General features: G+C 68.2%; 18 protein-coding genes. 8 read left to right on the plus strand and 10 right to left on the minus strand.

Annotated features, from left to right (window positions below):
* From HWX36_RS10710 to HWX36_RS10720, 3 genes are all read right to left on the minus strand, one after another.
* Positions 1-804, minus strand: coding sequence for a hypothetical protein (locus HWX36_RS10710; protein ID WP_175952063.1), 804 nt, complete (start codon positions 802-804; stop codon positions 1-3).
* A complete protein-coding gene (locus tag HWX36_RS10715; protein ID WP_175952064.1) occupies positions 801-1,562 on the minus strand; it encodes a hypothetical protein in 762 nt (253 codons plus the stop codon). Before HWX36_RS10715 ends, HWX36_RS10710 begins: the two co-directional genes overlap by 4 nt.
* Positions 1,563-1,948: 386 nt before the next feature.
* The gene (locus HWX36_RS10720) at positions 1,949-2,080 is read right to left on the minus strand and encodes a DUF3563 family protein (protein ID WP_175952065.1); all 132 of its coding nucleotides are present in this window, start codon (positions 2,078-2,080) and stop codon (positions 1,949-1,951) included.
* Positions 2,081-2,258: 178 nt separating this feature from the next.
* Here HWX36_RS10720 and HWX36_RS10725 point away from each other — a divergent pair, with 178 nt between their 5' ends.
* Together HWX36_RS10725 and HWX36_RS10730 are read left to right on the plus strand one after the other, a co-directional pair.
* Positions 2,259-3,173, plus strand: a complete 915-nt coding sequence (locus HWX36_RS10725) for a LysR family transcriptional regulator (RefSeq protein WP_279613385.1) — start codon at positions 2,259-2,261, stop codon at positions 3,171-3,173.
* Between the two features lie 153 nt (positions 3,174-3,326).
* Entirely contained in the window at positions 3,327-3,701 is a 375-nt protein-coding gene (locus tag HWX36_RS10730; RefSeq protein WP_175952067.1) for a gamma-glutamylcyclotransferase family protein, read from the plus strand.
* Between the two features lie 42 nt (positions 3,702-3,743).
* On the opposite strand, the gene HWX36_RS10735 is transcribed toward HWX36_RS10730, so the two are convergent.
* From HWX36_RS10735 to HWX36_RS10750, 4 genes are all read right to left on the minus strand, one after another.
* Complete coding sequence (locus tag HWX36_RS10735; RefSeq protein ID WP_175952187.1) at positions 3,744-4,451, minus strand: DUF3142 domain-containing protein; 708 nt, start codon at positions 4,449-4,451, stop codon at positions 3,744-3,746.
* Between the two features lie 16 nt (positions 4,452-4,467).
* Positions 4,468-6,636, minus strand: a complete 2,169-nt coding sequence (locus HWX36_RS10740; RefSeq protein ID WP_175952068.1) for a hypothetical protein — start codon at positions 6,634-6,636, stop codon at positions 4,468-4,470.
* A 182-nt stretch (positions 6,637-6,818) separates the two neighbouring features.
* Positions 6,819-8,231 (minus strand): 3-deoxy-D-arabino-heptulosonate 7-phosphate synthase, encoded by a 1,413-nt coding sequence (locus HWX36_RS10745; protein ID WP_175952069.1) that lies wholly within the window; start codon positions 8,229-8,231, stop codon positions 6,819-6,821.
* A gap of 377 nt (positions 8,232-8,608) precedes the next feature.
* Positions 8,609-9,370, minus strand: coding sequence for a fumarylacetoacetate hydrolase family protein (locus tag HWX36_RS10750; protein WP_175952070.1), 762 nt, complete (start codon positions 9,368-9,370; stop codon positions 8,609-8,611).
* 296 nt (positions 9,371-9,666) lie between these two features.
* On the opposite strand from HWX36_RS10750, the gene HWX36_RS10755 reads away from it, so the two are divergent.
* A complete protein-coding gene (locus HWX36_RS10755) occupies positions 9,667-10,146 on the plus strand; it encodes a universal stress protein (RefSeq protein WP_175952071.1) in 480 nt (159 codons plus the stop codon).
* Between the two features lie 17 nt (positions 10,147-10,163).
* Entirely contained in the window at positions 10,164-10,355 is a 192-nt protein-coding gene (locus tag HWX36_RS10760; RefSeq protein WP_174930093.1) for a DUF2964 family protein, read from the plus strand.
* Positions 10,356-10,523: 168 nt separating this feature from the next.
* Here HWX36_RS10760 and HWX36_RS10765 read toward each other — a convergent pair whose 3' ends face one another.
* Positions 10,524-11,708, minus strand: a complete 1,185-nt coding sequence (locus tag HWX36_RS10765; protein WP_175952072.1) for a tetratricopeptide repeat protein — start codon at positions 11,706-11,708, stop codon at positions 10,524-10,526.
* 301 nt (positions 11,709-12,009) lie between these two features.
* On the opposite strand from HWX36_RS10765, the gene HWX36_RS10770 reads away from it, so the two are divergent.
* The 3 genes from HWX36_RS10770 (at position 12,010) to HWX36_RS10780 (ending at position 15,436) form a co-directional block, all read left to right on the plus strand.
* Positions 12,010-13,743 (plus strand): site-specific integrase, encoded by a 1,734-nt coding sequence (locus tag HWX36_RS10770; protein WP_175952073.1) that lies wholly within the window; start codon positions 12,010-12,012, stop codon positions 13,741-13,743.
* A 368-nt stretch (positions 13,744-14,111) separates the two neighbouring features.
* On the plus strand, positions 14,112-14,435 hold the full coding sequence (locus tag HWX36_RS10775) for a TfoX/Sxy family protein (protein ID WP_175952074.1): 324 nt from the start codon (positions 14,112-14,114) through the stop codon (positions 14,433-14,435).
* An 89-nt stretch (positions 14,436-14,524) separates the two neighbouring features.
* Positions 14,525-15,436: a hypothetical protein gene (locus tag HWX36_RS10780; RefSeq protein WP_175952075.1), complete on the plus strand. Its 912-nt coding sequence runs from the start codon at positions 14,525-14,527 to the stop codon at positions 15,434-15,436.
* 242 nt (positions 15,437-15,678) lie between these two features.
* Here HWX36_RS10780 and HWX36_RS10790 read toward each other — a convergent pair whose 3' ends face one another.
* Complete coding sequence (locus tag HWX36_RS10790; protein WP_175952076.1) at positions 15,679-17,853, minus strand: DUF4132 domain-containing protein; 2,175 nt, start codon at positions 17,851-17,853, stop codon at positions 15,679-15,681.
* Positions 17,846-17,995 carry a hypothetical protein gene (locus HWX36_RS10795; RefSeq protein ID WP_175952077.1) on the minus strand — a complete coding sequence of 50 codons (150 nt, stop codon included), beginning with the start codon at positions 17,993-17,995 and terminating at the stop codon, positions 17,846-17,848. The genes HWX36_RS10790 and HWX36_RS10795 overlap by 8 nt, the downstream gene beginning before the upstream one ends.
* A gap of 447 nt (positions 17,996-18,442) precedes the next feature.
* On the opposite strand from HWX36_RS10795, the gene HWX36_RS10800 reads away from it, so the two are divergent.
* Positions 18,443-19,867, plus strand: a complete 1,425-nt coding sequence (locus tag HWX36_RS10800; protein WP_175952188.1) for a PLP-dependent aminotransferase family protein — start codon at positions 18,443-18,445, stop codon at positions 19,865-19,867.
* Positions 19,868-20,013 lie beyond the last annotated feature (146 nt).

Raw genomic sequence — 20,013 nt, forward strand, 5'->3', positions numbered from 1 at the left:
TCAGGACCTCGGCAGCAGGCGGGACAACAGGTGGACGACAGGTGCAAACCTGAATGTGCGCTTGACGAAATGGCGCGCGTCCGTCAAAAAATCTCCGATCACGAGCGCGTACTCGTGCTCCCCGCGCTCTGGAATCCTGAACGTATGCGGCCCTGTCGAGCAATGGAAACGGTTGAGCTTGCGAACGACGGCCAGTTTGGCGTAACCGATGTAACGCCGGAACGACGTGTTGAATAGGATGGTCAGGCCCGAGTAGGTGATGAGCGCAGGCATCAGTCGATTCACGCCCGCATTCGGCGCGATGAGCAGCCGGGAGAACTCGAGTGTCCGGTCGCAATCCTCCAGCGGCACGGAGCTCGCGAGCGTGGCTGTCGATACATAACGCGTGACCTCGAACGGCCATTGCGTATACCGGACCGTTGCCACCGCGCGGCCGTGCAGCCACACGCCGAACACGATCGAACGGTGGTCGTATTCGTCCGCGCCCGTTTCGTCCAGGACGGTCAGCATATAGGGAATCGTGGCGGCGTAGACGTCCCGGCGCAGGCCGCGGATGGCATCCCAGTCGGAACGCCGGCGCACCGCCTTGAACCGGATGGCGCTGCGATCGTCGATCCCCTGGACGATGCGGCGGGCGACCCATTGGAGCGCGCGTTCAAGCAGCCGCGCCCGGAAGGCCGCGGCGCGGCCGGATACCACCGGCAGCGCCGCCGGCATGCCGGGCCGGCGCAGGATTTCGGCATGTCGACGCCGGAGCGGCGCAGTTTCCAGGGGCGTCGTCGTGAATTCGGACGTGACGCTCATGCCGTTGCGCCCAGCGCATGCCGGATCGCGGCGCGCGATACCGATGCGGCGGGCGGCCCGTCGTTTCGACCGACGGTTGTCTGGTAGACCTCTTCGAGGTACGCGCAGAACAGGCCATAGATGTTCTCGATGTGCTGCTTCAGACGTGCGACGTCGTCTTCCGTCCGAACGGTATGCATGAGCGTGTCCCACACGAAGCCGTCGTGATCCTCGTTGAGGTCGACGGCGACGTGCGCGCGCGCACCCGTGACCGCTTCCTTGCCCAGCGCACGCTCCAGGTTGTCGAGCCACACCGGTTGCGTCTTGGCCGTGACGTATTCGAGGAAGTAAGCCGAGGCGATGGCAGCCATCGGGCCTTCGTATTCCAGATGGAAGTAGAAGTAGCCGTTGAGCAGTTGCGTGGCAAACAGCGGCTGATGGGCCATTACCTCTTCGAACGACAGCCCCCACAGGCGTTCGATGTCCTTCGCGAACATGTGGCCGTGCAGCATTTCATCGTCGGTGTACTTCGCCCATTCCTTGGCTGCGCGCGGATTCGTCTTGGTGAAGTAATGAATGACCAGTGAATCGATCGTGCGCTTCAGCTTGATCCGGATCGGCGTCTCGATGCTGTGACGCTTGTAGTACTCGAGGTCGATGTTCGTCGCATCGCGCTGGTGCGTCGCATAGGGAATTTCCGCGTAGATCCGTTCGATATACCCGTCGAGGCGATTGTCGATCTCGGCACGAAGCTCGTTGCGGCGGCTCTGGTTCAGCATGCAACCCTCTCAGGTCTATGGTTCTGGCGATGGAATGGAACGGTAACGCACAACGGAACTGCAGGACGCGAAATGGTCCGGCGAACGTCCGACGTTCGACCGCGACGGATGCGGGCAAGCTGCACCGCTTTAATAAATATTGGATCCAATATTCATGATCCGGTGTGCGTAGTGTAATGAGGCGTGTGTGGAATTGCAACACGCGGGAGGTGCGTTGAAGAATTGCCGTGCGACGAAAGCTTCGAAGAGGCGGCCGGACCTGTTGACGCGGGACGTATCGACGCAGACAGCGGCCTCGATGCGCGCAACGCACGCCACTGACGCGGTCCGCCGATCCGCTGTCGATCATCCGGTTCATGCCGCCGCCGTGCTCCTGCCTGTCGACGTCATCGCTCCAGCGAGCGCATTCGACGCTCCAGGTCGGCCAGGTCACTGGCGCCCGCGAGATATTCGACACTTCGGCGTTGTTCGGCGAACTCGAGCCAGCGGACGATCCGCTTGAAAAGGACGGTGAACATAACTAACCCTTGGAAGTTGCACGTCGTTGACGCGTTTGGCCGGATGCGGATGCGACACATCCGCTACCGGGGCTGTGATTCCGGGGGGCTGTCAAGTTCGACTCTAGGCAACAAATTTGCTTACGTATATTTATTGTTTTTGTAGTAATACATTAGAAATTCTGTTCAATTGATCGTCATGGAGGCAGCGTTGGACGTCGGACGACTACGAGCGCTTCTGGAGCTGGCGAGGTGCGGCACGATGGCTGCGGCTGCCGACGCGCTGTTCCTGACGCCGTCCGCGGTTTCGCAGCAGATTGCGCAACTGGAGGACGAGGCGGGGGTCAAGCTGACGGAGCGGGCGGGCCGCGGGGTCAGGCTGACGCCGGCCGGTCATGCGCTGGCGGGACATGCGGAGCGGGTGATGGTCGTGCTGGACGAGGCGCGCTCGGAACTGGCGGGGCTGCGGCGTGAGATTGCGGGCGAAGTGCGCGTTGCTGCTTTCCCGTCGATCGCGTCGATCGTGCTTCCCGATACGGTCAAGGCGCTGCGCCTGACGTTTCCGCGTCTCGAGATCACGCTCGAGGAACTGGAGCCGATCGATGCGATCGCGGCACTGCGCTCGTGGCGAGCGGACGTCGCGTTGATCGACGACCTCTCGATCGCGGCGGGCGACAGCCGGGGGAGTGTCGAGATCGTGTCGCTGGCGGAGGATGTGTTGTACGTGGCGCTCGCGGCCGACCATCGATTGAGCACGCGGTCTTCGCTGACCATCGCGGATCTCAGGGATGAAACCTGGGCGATGGAATCGACCTGGAGCACGTTCGGCAGCGTCGTCACCGATTTGTGTCGTCGTGCCGGATACGAGCCCCGGATCAACGCCAGATGCCACGGATCCGAGATGGTCGAGGCGATGGTGGCCGCCGGCTGTTCGGTGTCGATCGCCCCGGGGCTCAGGGTGTTGCGCTCGCCGGCTGGCGTGGCATGGGTCAAGCTGAGGCCGGAGGTTCGCCGCAAGATTTACGTCGCGTATCGCCGCGGCGAGCGCAATCACCCGACGATCAAGGAGTTCGTCGCCGAAATCGTGCGGACGGCATCGAGGCTCCTCGGGTAACCGCATCAGTGGCCTGCGCCAGTCGGCCTGGACGGCGCGCACCGGAATTTCAGTCGCGCGGCCGGGCTCGACAGCGTGATCGCGGGCATCGCGTCGTCAATCGGCGATCTGCGCCACGCTTCGCTTGCCTCCACTCCTTTATCGAGTTCGATCATGTCCGGCACCGCCCCGACTTTCTCCGAGCACCTCTTTTCATATGGCACGCTGCAACTCGAACCGGTGCAGCTCGCGACCTTCGGCCGCAAGCTCGACGGCCGTGAGGATGCGATGCCCGGCTACGCGATGACGATGCTGAAGATCGACGACCCGGAAGTGGTCGCGACGAGCGGGAAGACGCATCATCCGGTGGCGGCCTATACCGGCCAGTCCGCCGATCGTGTAACGGGCACCGTGTTTGCGATCACGCGGGAAGAGCTGCAGCACGCGGACGACTACGAAGTCGACGCGTATCGCCGCGATCGCGTCGTGCTCGAATCGGGTGTCGTCGCGTGGGTGTACGTGGATGCGGGTTCGCCGCGCCCGGAATGAATCCGGAGCACGGGCGGGTTCGACGCCGCCGCGTGTTTCCCGCTAGCCGTTGCGCAGGAACACGACGTAGCCGCGGAACCACGGGTTCGTCGCGAGGTACGGCGGCGCGTCCCATTCGCCGCCCTGGATGATGCCGATGCGAAACGGCAACTGCAGCCGCGCGACGCGCGGCAGGTAGTCCGCGTAGTCGGGGATCGTGCTGCGGCCCTGGTAGGTCTGCACGACCACTTCGTCGACGATCCCCCTGAGCTGGTTGACCTGGTCGGTATCGATGCGGCTGCTCCAGTCGAGCAGCCCCGTGATGCTCAGCCGGGAATCGGTGGGCAGCGTCTCGCGCAGCGACCGCAGGAATTCGAGGTAATCCTGCAGGTGGCGCGTGCGCGCATCGAAGTCGATCTGGATGCCGGTAATCGTGCGGCCCGATGCGCGCCAGCGCGTGAGCTGCGCGAGCATGATCTGCGTGACGCGCGGCGTCCAGCGCAGCGTATGCGCACGATAGACGAGCCACACGCGCGCCTGCGGGGCGGGCGGCAGTGCGACGCCCTGCGCGATCACGCGGACCTGCGACTCGTCCCGCGGCGATGCCTCGATCTGCCCCTGCAGCACGTAGACGGTGCGTGCGCCGCGCACGACCGCCTGCGGCTTGACGCCCGCCCATAGCCAGAACGCGTCGTACCGTGCGGCATCGACGGTGCCGGCCAGTACGACGCGTCCGGCCAGCAGCAGTGCGACGCACGCCAGGTACGCGATACGCGTCACGCGGCGCTCACCAGTAGTAGCGAAGTTTCTGCGCCCACGGGCTGCCCGGGTAGCTGGCCTTCAGCGCATCGAACCAGCGCTTGCGCGTGTTCTTCGGCACGTCCTTGCCGCCGCATTCGTTGTAGCCGGCCGGCGCATAGCACTTGATCGCGCGGTAGTACGCGTAGGCGCGGTCGTTCGGGTTCGCCTGCGCATCGGCCATCACCGTCACGTAGCTCGACATCCGCTCGTACGGCTTGCCCGGGAACTGCGACGGCGCCCCGCCGAGCGTCGGCGGGATGCGCGTGGCGGAGGCCGCCGACGCGTTGCGCAGCCACGGCGGCACCGGATCGCTTTCGAGGCCGGCAGCGGGCGGGTGCAGGCGCACGAAATCGGCGAGACAGTTCAGCCCCTTCGCATCGGCGGGATTCTGCTGGAGCGCCGCGGCGATGTCGTTCGCGGACGGGCACGGATAACCGTCTTCGTTTTTCGCACCGGCTGCGACGAACGGCTTCAACGGATCGGCAGGCTTGCCGGACACGAGCGCGGCGTCCGCGATGAACTCGCCGTAGTGCGAACGCGTGAGTTCCTTGTACAGCAGCGTATACAGCGCGGTGTCGCGCAGCGCGCCGCCGGCCGCCTGGTTTTGCGCCTGCGCGCGCAGCAGGTCCGCATTGGCCGAGCGTTGCAGCAGCACCGCGCGGATCGCGGCGTTCTGCACCGGCGAATCGTCGGCGAACGCGTCGTTGACGAGCCCGGCCTGCTCCAGGTTGATCGCGAGCGCGAGTTCCAGCGCTTCGCGCTGGAAGCGGAATTTGGCGAGCGGGATCAGGTCGCGCCACAGCTGGCGCGCCTTGTCGGTCTGGCCGCTGTCCTCCAGCGCGAATCCGCGCAGCGCCTGCTGGCTCAGGCCGAAGTAGTCGAGCGGCTCGGAGGGTGTCTGCGGCAGCAACGCGAGCGCGGCGTCCGGCTTGCGGCCGAGCTGGACATACCAGGTTGCGAGCAGGTAGTCGTAGAGCGCGGGCGCGTTCGCGAAGCGCGGCTTCTGCGCCTGCAGGTCGTCCAGCGTCAGGGGCTTGCGGCTCGAATCGCTGCTGTCCGACGTGCGCATGCGCAGCAGGTCGACGGTCGCGAGCACGGTCGGCGACTGGATCTGGCGCGCGTCGAATTCCGGCCCGAACAGCAGCTTGCTGTCGAGTTCGTTCGCCAGCTGGATCAGCGGCACGTTCGACGTCGCCGGCGACCAGCGCGCGAGCGCGTGGCCGTACAGGTCGGCCTGCTGCGTCACGTTGCCGCCGAGCCACGCGACACGCCGCAACAGCCCCGTCGCGGAGGTCGCATAGCGCCCCTGCGGATACACCTTCAGGTAAGTGCGAAACACTGTATTCGCGGCGTCGAGCGACACCTTCTCCACGCGGTCGCGCGACGGCGTGGGGCTGTCGTTGCCGAACACGTTGGCCTGCGCGGCGTTCAGCTGCGCGCGCCCGGCCATATAGAGGCCGGTTTCCTTCAGCCACGGGTTCGCGCTGTGCGACGCGCTCGCGAAGGCCTTGGTCGCGGTGAGGAAGTCGGCGCGGTAGAACGCGTTCGTGCCGTCGAGGTACGCGGCGAACTGCTGGCCGAGCGGCGACTTGACCGGCGGTTTCGTCCAGGCGGCGCTTGCGCCGCCGGCGGCGCAGGTCTTCTGCGCGATGTCGGCGCGTGCCGCGCGCAGGCGCGCGGCTTCATCGGCGGGGAGGCTGCCGGCACCGCCCAGTGCGTCGTTGAACGCGTCGGCGCCCGAGGCCATGCTGCGGCAGATGCTGCCTTCGCCGTCGGCGTACTGGTTCGACGGCGTTTCGGCATCCGTTGCGTTGCCATCTTTATCGGGCGCCTTCTGCCCGATATAGATCCATCCGGAGAAGTCCATCGGAAACGGCACGATGATCTGGTTGATCCGGTCTTTCGCCGGGATCGTCTTCGGATCCGGAAACGCCTGCGCGACCTTGGCGCTGTCGACCATCATCAGCATCGCGTTGATGCGCGTGTCGTTCGCGGGGCTCAGCATCGGCACGTTGGCGCAGGAGTAGGCGGTCTGCCGGAGCGTGGTCGGCGCATAGCAGCCGTCGTCGCCGCTGGCATGGGCGGCCGGAATCCAGAACAGGCTGGCCGCTAGCGCGGCGAACAGGCGTCGGTGCAGCAATGGGTGTTTGGGCATGTTTTTCTTGTGCCGGGTGTGGGGCCGCAGCGGCCGGTCTCTCAGGTGAGGCGTTTTCGCCCCGGCGCGTATCGTACCGCACTGGATGCACGAATTTCGCAGGTGCGGGCCGTGGCCGGGCGCATCGGTGGCCGGTGCGCGCCGGCGGGCAAGCCGTGTCGATGGCCGGCTCGGTTCCCGTCTTACGCGTACACGCTGCTGGCGACGCCGTCGTCGGCCACATCGTCGATCGCGGCCCGCAAGTCGTCGATCGCCACCATCAGCTCGCGGACCTGCCGCAACGACGGGTACTGGTGCAGCACGGCATGCCATTGCGGCAGCGTCAGCAGCGCGTGCCAGACGACGCCGAGGCCGCCCGGATCGGCATCCGGCCGCTGCGCGAGCGCGCTCGCGTATTCGAGGCTGGCTTGCGCCGACAGCAGCTGCATCCGGCTTGCGGCGCCCAGCAGGCGCGGCGTCGCGTCGGCGGAGGCCTCGCAGCAATAGAGCACTTCCCGTGGCAGCGTCGCTTCGTCGGTCGTCAGCGCGTGCAGCGACGCGCCGTGCACGCGCACCGTGCCCTGGTGCGTCTCGAACGAATAGATCGTGTCCGGGTCGGCCTGCGCGAGCAGGTTCAGGCCGCGCAGCAGCCGCGGCAGGTCGGTCGTCGCGGCATCCGCGGACGCCTTCGCCTCGACGAGGAAACGCACGTTCCACGCGGGCGCCGGATCATCGTCGCGCGTGCGTTCGAGCAGGATCGCGTCCCATTCGGTTTTCGCGCGATCGTGGCGGCCCGGTATCGATGACGGTACACGCATCGACGTCACCACCCGGTACGTGCGGTGCGCGTCGACGGCGTCGAGCCGGCGGGCCAGCGCGTCGAGCGCCTGTGCGGCCAGCGCTTCGACGGCCGCGCCGCGTTGCTGCGACGCGACGCCCTGCGCGACGGCGACGGTGCTGCCTTCGAGCGGGCCCTGGCGTACCCAGAGCGCACGGTAGCGACGCACGTGCTCGTCCGACGCCAGTGCGTCGACGCGCAGCATGCGCTCGAGCGCTGCGCTGTCTTTCAGCTTGACGATGTCCTGCTCGAACGCGGCGTCGGTCGCCATGTCGGGTAGCGCGAGCAGTTGCCGCAGCGTGTCGTGCAGTTCGGCCCACGACGCGGCGGCGGCCGCCGCATGCAGCCGCGCGAGCCCGTCGCGTTGCCACGGGCGGGCGCTGCGCTCGAGCTTGGCCGGATGCGCGATCGCGTTGACGGCCGAGTGCAGCGCGCGGCGGTCCTGCTCGGCGCGCGCGGACAACGACGCGTATTCGCGCACGCTCGGCGCATCGTGCCGCAGTACCGCGGCCTGAAAGGCGGGATCGCCGGCGCGCGTGTCCATTGCATCCCGGATCATCTGCGCGAGGGCGTCGACGAAGCGCTGCCGCAGTACCGCGTCGGGCGTCTGTCCGCCGCTTCGCATCCTGCGCGCTTCCTCGATCACGATCGCGAGCGTGGCGGCCGGGTTGGCGGCGTCGGCCGGCGACGACGCGCTGTCGAGCGGCGGCAGCCGGTAGCGGCGCGCGACGGTGCGCAGTGTTTCGTCGAGCAGGGCGGGAAGCGGTGTCAGCGACATGGTCGGTATCGGCGTGGAGGCGGCGCACATGCCCGAGGTTCGGGCTTGCGCGCGCAATGATGTGCAACGTTATCACGCCGGGACGGGCGGGATACGGGGCGTGTCGTTGCGAAGGAGGCTTGACGCCGGGGCGCGCGGCATCAGTCGCGAGCGATGTTCCTGGTCAACGTTTCGATGGTCAGGGTTTCGTCTCGCGGCCGGCCGACGCCGGCTCGCTCATCGTCGGCGTGGCCGCGATGACGCTGCCTTCACGGCACCGCGGGTAGCAACGCACGTGACACCGGCCACAAAGCGGGCCACGCGAGGGGCGCGGCCGTCACCCTGCGGGCAACGGGGCAACGACCCGCCCGCTCAGCCGTGCCCGCGCGCCCCGCGCATCACGCCGTCAACGTCACCGACAGGCTGCCGAGTTCGCCGAATCGCACCGTCAGCGCATCGCCGAGCGGCACGTCGATCGCGCCCGCGTACGAACCGGTCGTCACGATCTGCCCGGCGCGCACGGCGTCGCCGCGCGAGGCGAGGAAATTGACGAGCCACACCAGCGGTTTCAGCGGATCGCCATCCGGATGGCGGCCGTCGATCGCGCGGTTCAGCGCGCCCTCGAACGACAGCGCCAGCGTCTCGAGCGGCACGTTCAGCCCGTCGGGCACGACCGGGCCGACGCACAGCCCCTGGTTGAATTGCCCGTCGGCCAGCAGCTCGAACTTCGACGCGCGCGTGGGCTCCGCATAGCGGCAGCCGAGCACTTCGAGCACGATGCGCACTTCGCGGATCGCGTCGCGCACGTCCTGTTCGCCGTACGGCTCGCCGCGCGCGGGCAGGTCGCGATCGAGCACGAACGCGATTTCCGGTTCGATCCGCACGATCGGCCCGCCGACGACGCGGTACGGCGCATCGGCCTCGCGGATCGTCGACGCGAAAATCGGTGCGAGGATCACGCGGTCGGGCGGCGGCAGCGCGCATTTCCAGCCGCCGACGGGTTCGCCGAGCAGGTCGGCCACGCGCTGCTGGATCGCGAGGGCGGTCTCGACGTTCTCGGGGCGCAGCGCATCGGGCAGCAGCGGGCCGGGCGAGCCGGCATGGCGGGCGGCGACGAGATGCTGGGCGGCGCCGTCCACGCGTTCGGTAGTCGTTGTCATGTCGGTTGAGCGAGTTGAAAGTGGGCCGGCAAATAAGGGCCGGACGAAAGTCGCACGTTCGATGATAGCGCCTTCGGCACGATGACTGCTCGATCCGGCTGTTTCGGTTTCCTGGCCAGCCGGGTTTGCGACCTTGCCGCGAGCGGGATGGATCGGCTGCCCGTCGCGTCGCTTTGCCGCACGTGCGGCTCCCGGTCGACCTTGATCGCCGTCAACATTCGAGCCCGCCGTCCGCCGATGATGGTGACAGGCCGTGTGCGATCGGACGCGCGGCCATTCACCCCAGTGAGGTTCGCATGTACAAGAAGATCATGGTGGCCGTCGACGGCAGCGCTTCGTCGAAACAGGCGCTGGCCGAGGCAGTGAAGGTCGCGCTGGCAGGCGACACGCACGTCAGTGCCGTGTACGTCGTCGACATGTCGGTGCTCTTTAACTACGCGGGCCGTCTCGACCCGCACGCGCTGGTCGAGGAACTGCGCGACGACGGGCGCAAGGTGTTGCGCGAAGCCGAACAGGTCATCGCGCTGGCCGGTGCGAAGGGCGAGGCCGAACTCGTCGAGACCGAGAGCATCGGCGAGGACATCGCGGAACGCCTGCAGCGCTACGTGAAGGAAGGCGGGATCGATCTCGCGGTGGTCGGCACGCACGGGCGGCGCGGTATCCGGCGCGTGCTGCTCGGCAGCGTGGCCGAGCGCTTCGTGCGCGGCTCGACGTGCCCGGTGCTGCTGATTCGCGGCGACGATCACGACCTCGCGGCTACGGCTGCCGCCGCTTGAGCGGCCGGGCGCGCGCGATGATACGCCGCCAGTCCCGGATCGTCGTCGCGGCGATCGCCGTGTTCGTGTCGCTCGCGGGGATGATGGCCGTCGTGTCGGGGCTGCTGTTCGACAACACGACGGCGCTGCGCGGCGGCGCGATCGCGCTGGTCGTCGGCGTGGCGGGCTTTGTCGTGATGCTCAATCCGGGCGCGAAAGGCGAGGAGTGACGCGTTGCGTTGCATAGGAATGCGCGTAGGCACGAAGCAGCGCCTTGCCGCCAACGCTCACGCGATGGAGGGTGAACGCGTCCGGGAACGTCGACATGCCGTCCCGCGACGATCCATGCCAGCCGCGACCGGCGTTGTCCCGACGATCACGGCTCGCGGCGCGTGCCGTTACGTGCCGCTCGTACCGGGCGGCGCCGCGCTGTCCGGGCTCGCCTGCACGTTCAGCCGCTTCAACGTTTCCGCCAGTTCCCCGTTCTTCGGCTGAACCTTCCGCGCCTGCGCGAACGCTTCGCGCGCTTCATTCCGGCGGCCCAGTTTCCACAGCACTTCGCCCTTGTGCGTCAGCCCGGTCGCATAGGCTTCGCTCGCGTCCTCGTCCGTGTCGCCGTCCTTCGCGAAGATCGCGATCGAGCGATCGAACCAAGTGAGCGCTTCGTCGTTGCGGCCGAGCCGATACAGCGCCCAGCCCTTGCTGTCGAGCGCATACGCATCGTCCGGTGATTGCGCGAGATGCGCGTCGATCATCGCGAGCCCGCGCTCGACCGCGATGCCGGCGTCGGCGAGCTGGTAGCCGATGTTGTTCAGGTGATCGTCTGGAATCCTGTCGAAATCGAGCGCGGCGGCCACGCGGCCCTCGTCGCGTTCGGCGATCGCGAGCGACAGCAGCTTGGCGACGATCTGCTGCCGCAATTCGCTGCTGATCCGGTCGCCGTTGGCGACCAGGCTGCCGAGGTATTGCGTGTACAGGTCAGGCGTGCCCGGCGTGTTCGCGCTGTTCGCGATGGTCAGGCCCGGGCCCGCGCACCAGTCGGCGTCGGCCGATCCGGCCAGCGTGCCGGTGTAAAGATTGACGCTTCGCGGCGTGTGGGTTTGCGCGTAGTAGGTGTAGCCGTTCGCATCCGAATAGCCGCACGCGAGATATTCGTTCTCCACGTCCAGCACGTACGGGAAATGGCCGAGCGGCGCCGTGCCGCCCGGGTCGACCAGCCGGAACGATTCGCCCAGATCGCCGTCGCCGACGATCGGGTTGAACACCCATTGCTTCTCCGGATGCCGTTTCGGCAGTCGGACCCGGACGGTGCGCCCGGCCGCGTCGGTCGTGCCGAAGATCACGCTGTCGTGCTGCTCCGGCTTGACGGGCAGCCCCGCGATGACCTGACCGGGCAGGAACAGCCGGTAGCGCGCATTCGGCAGCGGCTCGCGCGTGACGGGGTCGCGCAACACGAACTGGTGAACGTAGGCCCCTGTTCCGAGCGACGCCGTCGGCGCGACGTAGGTGCGTGCGAAGGCGGCGGGCAGGGCGGTGCAGCTCAAGGCCGCGGCAACGAGCGCGGCAAGCAGGCGGGATGTCATGAAATGGCGGTTCTTGTTGGTAAAGGTGTGATTGACCGACGGCCGGAAATGCGCCGAACGAACCGCGCGACCTTCGATATCCCGCTGCGGATACCGATACGGATGGCCAGACCGTCCAGCGCAAGTCAATGCGGATCCCGCCCGCCGCGACGTGATGCGAGGAAGCGGCGGACGGGCGACGCGCGAATGCAGTGCGCAGCATAACAGGCGGTGTCGAGCGTTTCGCTCGCGAACGCGTATCCTGCCCGGCGCGCCACGCGCGACGTTTGCGGCCGCGCGCGCTTCTGTCAAACTGGCGCCTATGAAACCGCGTCTCGCCTCACCGCCTGCCTCCGATGCCGCGCCTGCGCCCGCAGGCTTTCCCGACGCCGACGAACTGGCCGCGCTGCGCGCGTGGTACGCGGGCATGACCGTGCGCCAGGCCGTCGAGCGCTATCTGCCCGATCGGCTTGGCGAAGGACGGTCGGCGCGCGGCGTGATCGGCGGCATCCGGCGCCGCCTCGTGCGCGTCGCGCGGCAGGTTGGCCGGCCCGATCTCGCGGAGCGGCTCGGTCATGCCGACGGTGAGCGTTTGCAGGAGGCGAAGGCTGCCGCGGAAGCGATCGGCCAGCTGCGTCATGCGCGCGCGCCGGTCCCGCAGATCAGCGACGACGTCGGCCGGTGGCTGCCCGCACGCGCGGTCGTCGCGTTGCGTGCGCACGGGATCGCGACGCTCGCCGATCTCACGGTGCGGATTCCGCGCCGGCGCCAGTGGTGGCGCGCGATCGCGGGCCTCGGCGTGGCGGGCGCGCGGCACATCGAGGCGTTTTTCGCCGCGCATCCGGAACTGACCGAACGGGCGCGCGCGCTGATCGCGGCGACGCCGCGCGGCAGCATCGTGCCGTGGGAGCACCTGAAGCTGCCGCACGAGGTCGACGGTTCGGCCGGCACGTTCCGCGCGCCGCGCGCGACCAGCACACTCGATGCGGACAACGACTACGCGGCCGTGCACGCGTGGCTGTCGCTGCACGAATCGGCCGCGACGCGGCGTGCATACCGGAAGGAGGCCGAGCGGCTGATCCTGTGGGCGATCGTCGAGCGCGGCCGCGCGCTGTCGTCGCTGACGACCGAGGATGCGCTCGCGTATCGCGCGTTCGTGCGGCGCCCGACGCCACACGAGCGCTGGGTCGGGCCCGTGCGGCCGCGCGGTGCGCCGGACTGGCGGCCGTTCTCGGGCGCGCTGTCCGCCCGCTCGGCCGCGTACACGCTGTCGGTGCTCGGCGCGCTGTTCCGCTGGCTGATCGAGCAGCGCTACCTGCTCGCGAATCCGTTCGCGGGCGTCAAGGTGCGCGACACGCGCGGCGCGAGCGCACTCGACACGTCGCATGCGTTCACCGAAGGCGAGTGGCTGCTCGTACGCACGATCGCCGACGGGCTCGAGTTCCGCAAGGGCACGATGGCCGCGCCGCAGTCGGGCTGGACGCCGGCCGCCGCGCAACGGCTGCGTTTCATTCTCGATTTCGGCTATGCGACCGGGCTGCGTGCGAGTGAACTGGTCGGTGCGACGCTCGGCGGCATCGAGACCGATGCGCACGGCGACGCGTGGCTGAAGGTGATCGGCAAGGGCAGCAAGGCCGCACGCGTCGCGCTGCCGCCGCTCGCGCGCACGGCGCTCGACCGTTTCCTGGTCGCACGCCGGCTGCCGGTCACGCCGTCACGCTGGCGGCCCGACACGCCGCTGATCCCGAGCCTCGCGGAAGACGGCGCGGCCGCGATCACGAGCGTGCGGCTGTGGAAGGTGATGCAGCGTTTCTTCGCGCAGACGGCCGATCAAGTCGATGCCGACAACCCCGCACTCGCGCAGAAGTTGCGGCAGGCAAGCCCGCACTGGATGCGTCATACGCATGCGACGCATGCGCTGGCGCGCGGCGCGGAGTTGACCACCGTGCGCGACAACTTGCGGCATGCATCGATTTCGACGACGTCGATTTATCTGCACGGCGACGACGTGAAGCGGGCGAGGCAGATGTCGAGTGCGTTTGCGGCGGACAAGTAACGGCATCGTTCCGGTCGGGCTGCTGCTGCGGTCGCGTGCGGGCATGTCTGCTGTCGGCGCGTGTCGTGCCGCGCGCGTTTCCGCGCCACGCTCGAACGTGGAGCGGCCGTGGTGCGGCGCTGGCGAATGCGTGCGGTTTCGGCCGGACGGAAAACAAGCAGCGCAGTTTTCAGCGCGGACTGGATGTTGCACCGTCATGCAACTGTCACGGCGCAGGGCGCAGGGCGTCATGGGCCGGCAAGCCTTGCCGCCCGCGCGTGAATCCGCGTTCCGCCGACGAATGAATGCCGCACCGCAGCGGGATTCACCCATCGTGCGGAACGGTCCGTCGCACACGACAGTCATAAACTTTTTGAAAGGAGCGGCGGATGGCATCGAGCCAAGGCACGGTCGATTTCATCGTCGAGCAGATGGCGGCGGCCGGCACCGTATCGGCGCGCAAGATGTTCGGCGAGTACGGCATCTATTGCGACGGCAAGATGGTCGCGCTCGTCTGCGACGATCGGCTGTTTGTCAAACCCACGGCAGAAGGCCGCGCGTTTCTCGGCACGTGCGAAGAGGGTTCGCCGTATCCGGCCGCGAAACCGCACCTCGTGATCGGCGGCGAGCGCTGGGACGATCGCGAATGGCTGTCGGCACTGATCCGGATCACCGCCGCGCAGTTGCCGGTGCCGGTGAAGCGGAGCCGATAACGGCCCATTCGCGTGCATTGTTGCGCTGCGGCCAGGCGTATTCTGTGAAACATGTGCGCGACCCTCGCGCGCCAGGCGGGAGCACAAGAATGAAGACATCCGGAGATCCGCGCGGCAGGCGGCTTGCTCGTCGCGCCTGGCACGCGTTCGTCGCGGCCTTATGCGTCGGCTGGAGTGCGCAGTCGTTCGGCGCGGACGATGCGGCGACGCTGCTCGAGCGTTACCGCAGCCTCGGCGCGCAACTGAAGGACAACGCGTTCCACCGGCCGCTGGTCCTCGAATCGGCGGAAGCGTCGTCGTCGCTGAAGGGCGACATCTACGCGCTGGTCGACTATCCGTACGCGGTCGTGAGCGGCCAGCTCGACGATCCCGCGCAGGGCCCCGCGAACTGGTGCGCGGTGCTGATCCTGCACCTGAACACGAAGTATTGCCATGCGTCGACCGGCAGCAACGGCCCGGTGCTCGACGTGAACCTCGGCCGCAAGATCCAGCAGAAGCTGTCGGACACCTATCGCGTGCAGTTCCGCTATCGCGTGGCGGCCGCGACGCCCGACTATTTCCAGGTCGACCTGACCGCCGACAGCGGCCCGATGGGCACGAAGGATTACCGGATCGCGCTGGAGGCCGTGCCGGTCGGCGCGTCGCGCACGTTCCTGCACCTGACGTATTCGTATGGCTTCGGCACCGTGGGCCGCATGGCGATGAAGACCTACCTGGCGACCGTCGGCAGCGACAAGGTCGGCTTCACGAACATCGGTGGCGGATCGGCCGCGCAGCCGCAGTACATCGGCGGCGTGCGCGGGCTGCTGGAGCGCAACACGATGCGCTACTACCTCGCGATCGATACCTATCTCGCGACGCTCGACAAGCCGCTCGACCAGCGCCTCGCGCGCTGGTTCGACGCGACCGAGCAGTATCCGCAGCAACTGCACGAGGTCGAGCGCGGCGCGTATATGCAGATGAAAGCGCAGGAGGTGCAGCGGCAGCAGGCGGCGCGGTGACGCCGCCTGCTGCCGGCTGCTCGGCGTCGATCAGTGCGACGCGCCGCCGACCGTGCGGATGCTGCGCCACTGCCCCTGTTCGACGCGGAACAGCGTGTACGGCGGCTTGATCAGGTCGCCGCGCGCGTCGAACGAGATCTTCCCGGTCACGCGCGACGAACTCGTCAACGACCTGCGGATTCTCGCCGGCACGTTGAAGGACCGGCCGCGCGCGCTGTTCGGTTCGATCTGACGGCGGCCGCTCAGTCGAGCAACCCCGCCACCACATCGACGATCCGCTGCAGCAGCGCTTCGTCGTAAGGCAGCCACGGCACCGCGCGCAGCGGCGACGGCGGCGGCTCGATCGCGGGTTCGACAGGTTCGCCGTCGCGCATCACGCGCCCGGTCGCGCAATGCACCGACCACGCGCCGACGCGCACATGGCGTTCGTCGATCGTCATCTTCCCTTGCGCCACCGGCTCGGCGAACACCAGCGACAGCACGTGCCGGCGATGCTGCGCCATCGTGCCCAGCGGCACATCCGACAACCGGTTCAGGCGCTGCCAGCGTTGCGCTTCGCGTTCGCGCTGGCGCACCGGGTCGACCGTGAGTGCGGCGGCGGCCGCGCGCGTCGCGTCGTCGTCGAGCGCGAATGCGGCGACGCTCACGAGCAGGTCGACGGCGCGCGCGACTTCCGAGAACACGACACGATCGATCTCGCCGATCGGCAGCGGCACCCAGCGCCGGTCGTGCCGGCGTTCGAAGTGCAGCCGGCGCGACGTGCCGTGGCTTTCCGATCCCGGATAGAGCCGCGCATCGACGAAGAAGGTCGCGCGCACGTCGCCGAATTCGCGGACGAGCCCGTCGTCGTACGCGCGGATCGACCAGCCTTCGCGGCGCGCGACGCCAATCAGCGGCCGGCTCGACAGCACGTGGCCTTCGAACATCGCGGACTCGCTGGCCGTCGCGTCGCCGTCGGCCGGCACGTAGTATTCGCGGAAGGCCTGCCTGACCGGTTGCCGCAGCGTGCGGCCGACGATCGCGCGTTGCCACGCGAGTCGCTCGTGCGCGTCGGCCAGCAACGGGTGCCATAGCCTGATCTCGCTGTCGTCGGCGACGTCGATCGCGTGCCCGGCCACGTCGCGCAGCACGACCTTGCCTTGCGCGATGTCCGGCATGAACGAATGCGTCGACCCATCGGGGCCGCGCGCGTGCCAGATCATGCGTGCGGCGAACGCCGCGCCGGCCGGCGCATCGACGAGGCGCTCGCGCCATTCGGCATGGCCGAGCGTCATCGACTGCCAGAAGCCGGCTTCCATGCACGTGGCGAGCATCGCAAGCTGCTTCTTGTCGGGCTTCGCGTCGAGCGTCATGCGCAGCGCGGTGTGCGGCCGCTCGCCGAGCGCGCGTTCGGCCGGCTTCAGGTTGCGCGCGAGTTTCTTCTGCACGCCGGCATGACGCACGATGGCGAGCGCATCGCGTAGCGCACGCACGCTCTCGGGTGTCGGGATCGCCTCGACCGCGTGGCCGAGTGCGATCGCAAGCGACTGCGACGGCACGGTCTTCGCGGCCGTCGGCGCGACGCACACGCCGGTCAGCAACGGCCCGATCAGCGGGCGCAGCCACGCTTCGTCGCGATAGGCGGCCACGCGCGCGGCGCGCGCGACGACCTGCGCGTCGTCGGTCGTGAACGCGCGATCGGCCTCGTAGGGCACGGCGCCCGAATGGAGCGCCGCGACCTGCCGCGCGGCCTCGGTCAGTGCGTCGCGCGCGAACGCGACATACGCGGCGTCTTCCGCGAGCGTGACAGCGGGATCGCTGAGGTCGAGCCACAGCCGCTTCGGCGCGAAGTAGCCGTCGTTCGTCGCGGCCAGCGCGAGCAGCGCGGCCGGCCCGAGTTCGGGCAGCACGTCGAGTTCGCGCACGCGAAACGGCGAATCCGCCAGCGCTTGGGCATACGCGTCGCGTCGCGCCGAGAAGTCCCGGCGGCCGGCGAACCAGTCGAGCGCATAGGCGCCATACGCGGACGCCGCGCGCATCCCGCCTTCCTCCGGTTCGCCCGCGATGCGGGCGAGTTCGGCCTGCAGCGCGGGCGACGGCAGCGCGTCGAGGCAGGGTAGATCCTCCAGCGCGCGCTGCCATCCGCCGGGAGGAATGTCGCGAAACAGTTCGAGCGCCGCATCGGCGTCGACGAGCGGCACGAGGCCGAGCGCATCGATCTGCCCGTGCAGCCAGCGCGCAAATTCGGCGCGCGGGTCGTCGTACGCGTGGTCGCGCCGCATGAGGTCGTGCTCGACACGACGCAGCGCCGGCCAGACGGCGCCCAGCGACGATGCGTCGAGCGTCGACAGGTCGAGCGGCGCGCCGGTGAAGCGCGGATGGTCCGCGGTGCCGGTCAGCCGCGCGACGAGCTGCGCGGCGAGGTCTCGATCAGCCATGGGCGGTCTCCTTGCCGACGGCGCGCGATGGCCAGGCGCCGACGCGGCCGGACGCCTCGTACGTGCGCCAGTGCTTCTGTACTTGCCGAACGGCGCGGATGGCGCCGCCGAGCCAGGCTGTCTGTTCGATCGTGGATTGCATGGTCTGGCTCCGGACAATGAAAACCGTGCGGCCGCACAGTATTGCACCCCAATTACGGCAATCGGGCGAAAGGCCGTGCGGCGGGCGTTCCGGGCCGATCCCGCCACGCCGCGCAAGGCTCCCGTCCGTCCGGCCATTTCATAAGACGTACAGTTTTCTCGCGATACGCGATTCGCGCCGAACTGTACTCTTGTCCGCGTGGTCGATGTGTGTACTCGCCGCCAACTGTTCTGCTCTTAAGATTCCATCATCAAGTGCACAGTGCCGCAGATCCAGTCGTACCGGAACCCTGTTGGCGCTTCTTCAAGAGCGAGCCAGTGCGATGGAAAAGGCAAATCCGGAGGGAAAGATCAGGAATCACGACGGCCTGGTCGGCGGGCAGAACACGTGCGTGCCGGACGCGCGCGGCAGGGCGGCACGGCGGCGCAGGCCGGCGGGGGGCGCGCGATGAAGCTCTATGAAAAACTCGCGGACGACATCGAGCGCCTGATCCGCCAGGGCGTGTACCGGCACGGCGACCGGATTCCGTCGGTGCGGCAGGCGAGCCAGCAGCACCGGATCAGCATCACGACCGTGCTGCACGCGTACCTGCTGCTGGAAAGCCGCGGGTTGCTCGAAAGCCGGCCGCAGTCGGGCTATTTCGTGAACCTGCGGCGTGACGACGGCCATGCGCCGGTGCGCGAGCTGCGGCCGTCGAAGCCGATCGCGATCTCGTCGTCGGTCGACGTGAGCCGGCTGGTGCTGTCGACGCTGCGCGCGATCGGCACCGACGACGCGGTGCCGCTCGGCTCGCCGTATCCGGACCCGAGCCTGTTCCCGTTCGAGAAGCTGAACCGCTACGCGTATGCGGCCGGCCGCGACAAGTCGCTGTGGGGCGTGACGGACGGGCTGCCGCCGGGGCATCCACGGCTGATCCGGCAGATCGCGCGACGCTACCTGGAAAACGGAATGTCGGTGGATCCGAACGAGATCATCGTGACGGTCGGCGCGACGGAGGCGATCAACCTGTGCCTGCAGGCCGTTGCGAAGCCAGGCGACACGATCGCGGTGGAATCGCCGACGTTCTACGCGATGCTGCACGCGATCGAGCGGATGGGGATGAAGGCGATCGAGGTGGCGACGCATCCGGAATACGGAATCGACATCGCGGCGCTGGCCGCGATTGCGAAGTCGCAGCCGATCGCCGCCTGCATGGTGATGCCGAACTTCCAGAACCCGCTCGGCTTCCAGATGCCGGACGAGCGCAAGCGCGAGCTGGTCGAGTTCGCCGCGAAGGCCGGGATGCCGCTGATCGAGAATGGCGTGTACAACGAACTGTATTTCGGCGATGCGCATCCGAGTTCGCTGAAGTCCTACGACCGCAGCGGGATCGTACTGCATTGTTCGTCGTTCTCGAAGAGCCTGACGGCCGCGTACCGGATCGGCTGGGCGCTGCCGGGCCGCTATCGCGACCAGGTCGAGAAGCTGAAATTCCTGAACACGCTCGCGACGCCGTCGCTGCCGCAGCTCGCGATCGCGGAGTTTCTCGAACGCGACGGCTACGAGCATCACCTGAGGCGGATTCGCAAGGCGTATGCGCAGCAGGCGAACCTGATGCGCGCGATGGTGTCGCGGTTCTTCCCGGAAGGCACGCGCATCTCGAGCCCGGCCGGCGGGTACGTGCTGTGGGTCGAGTTGCCCGCGCAGGTCGATGCGATGCGGCTGTACCAGCTCGCGCTGGAGCAGGGGATCACGATCGGGCCCGGCTACATGTTCTCGATCACGGACAGCTACCGGAATTTCATCCGGCTGAACTACAGCAGCCCGTGGTCGCCGGAAATCGAGCAGGCGGTGATCACGGTCGGCAAGCTGGCCTCGGCGTGCATGCGCTGAGCAGGCGAGCGCGGCATCCTGCGTTTCGACGACGAAGCCGGCCTTGTGCCGGCTTTCTTCCTGACGGCAGGAGGCCGCCGTCGCGTTACCCGCTCATCGCGCCGCGCGAATCTGTCGAGCCGGGCCGCGATGCCGGCCGCGAGCGG

It is taken from the genome of Burkholderia sp. BCC0405 (genome assembly GCF_902833075.1).
Classification (GTDB): Bacteria; Pseudomonadota; Gammaproteobacteria; order Burkholderiales; family Burkholderiaceae; genus Burkholderia.

Coding starts and splice junctions, on each gene's coding strand:
- HWX36_RS10755 (WP_175952071.1), top strand. CDS start 9,667: ATGTACAAGAAGATCATGGTGGCCGTCGACGGCAGCGCTTCGTCGAAA.
- HWX36_RS10770 (WP_175952073.1), top strand. CDS start 12,010: ATGAAACCGCGTCTCGCCTCACCGCCTGCCTCCGATGCCGCGCCTGCG.
- HWX36_RS10710 (WP_175952063.1), bottom strand. CDS start 804: ATGAGCGTCACGTCCGAATTCACGACGACGCCCCTGGAAACTGCGCCG.
- HWX36_RS10720 (WP_175952065.1), bottom strand. CDS start 2,080: ATGTTCACCGTCCTTTTCAAGCGGATCGTCCGCTGGCTCGAGTTCGCC.
- HWX36_RS10750 (WP_175952070.1), bottom strand. CDS start 9,370: ATGACAACGACTACCGAACGCGTGGACGGCGCCGCCCAGCATCTCGTC.
- HWX36_RS10725 (WP_279613385.1), top strand. CDS start 2,259: ATGGAGGCAGCGTTGGACGTCGGACGACTACGAGCGCTTCTGGAGCTG.
- HWX36_RS10790 (WP_175952076.1), bottom strand. CDS start 17,853: ATGGCTGATCGAGACCTCGCCGCGCAGCTCGTCGCGCGGCTGACCGGC.
- HWX36_RS10780 (WP_175952075.1), top strand. CDS start 14,525: ATGAAGACATCCGGAGATCCGCGCGGCAGGCGGCTTGCTCGTCGCGCC.
- HWX36_RS10760 (WP_174930093.1), top strand. CDS start 10,164: ATGATACGCCGCCAGTCCCGGATCGTCGTCGCGGCGATCGCCGTGTTC.
- HWX36_RS10715 (WP_175952064.1), bottom strand. CDS start 1,562: ATGCTGAACCAGAGCCGCCGCAACGAGCTTCGTGCCGAGATCGACAAT.
- HWX36_RS10775 (WP_175952074.1), top strand. CDS start 14,112: ATGGCATCGAGCCAAGGCACGGTCGATTTCATCGTCGAGCAGATGGCG.
- HWX36_RS10730 (WP_175952067.1), top strand. CDS start 3,327: ATGTCCGGCACCGCCCCGACTTTCTCCGAGCACCTCTTTTCATATGGC.
- HWX36_RS10800 (WP_175952188.1), top strand. CDS start 18,443: ATGAAGCTCTATGAAAAACTCGCGGACGACATCGAGCGCCTGATCCGC.
- HWX36_RS10765 (WP_175952072.1), bottom strand. CDS start 11,708: ATGACATCCCGCCTGCTTGCCGCGCTCGTTGCCGCGGCCTTGAGCTGC.
- HWX36_RS10740 (WP_175952068.1), bottom strand. CDS start 6,636: ATGCCCAAACACCCATTGCTGCACCGACGCCTGTTCGCCGCGCTAGCG.
- HWX36_RS10745 (WP_175952069.1), bottom strand. CDS start 8,231: ATGTCGCTGACACCGCTTCCCGCCCTGCTCGACGAAACACTGCGCACC.
- HWX36_RS10795 (WP_175952077.1), bottom strand. CDS start 17,995: ATGCAATCCACGATCGAACAGACAGCCTGGCTCGGCGGCGCCATCCGC.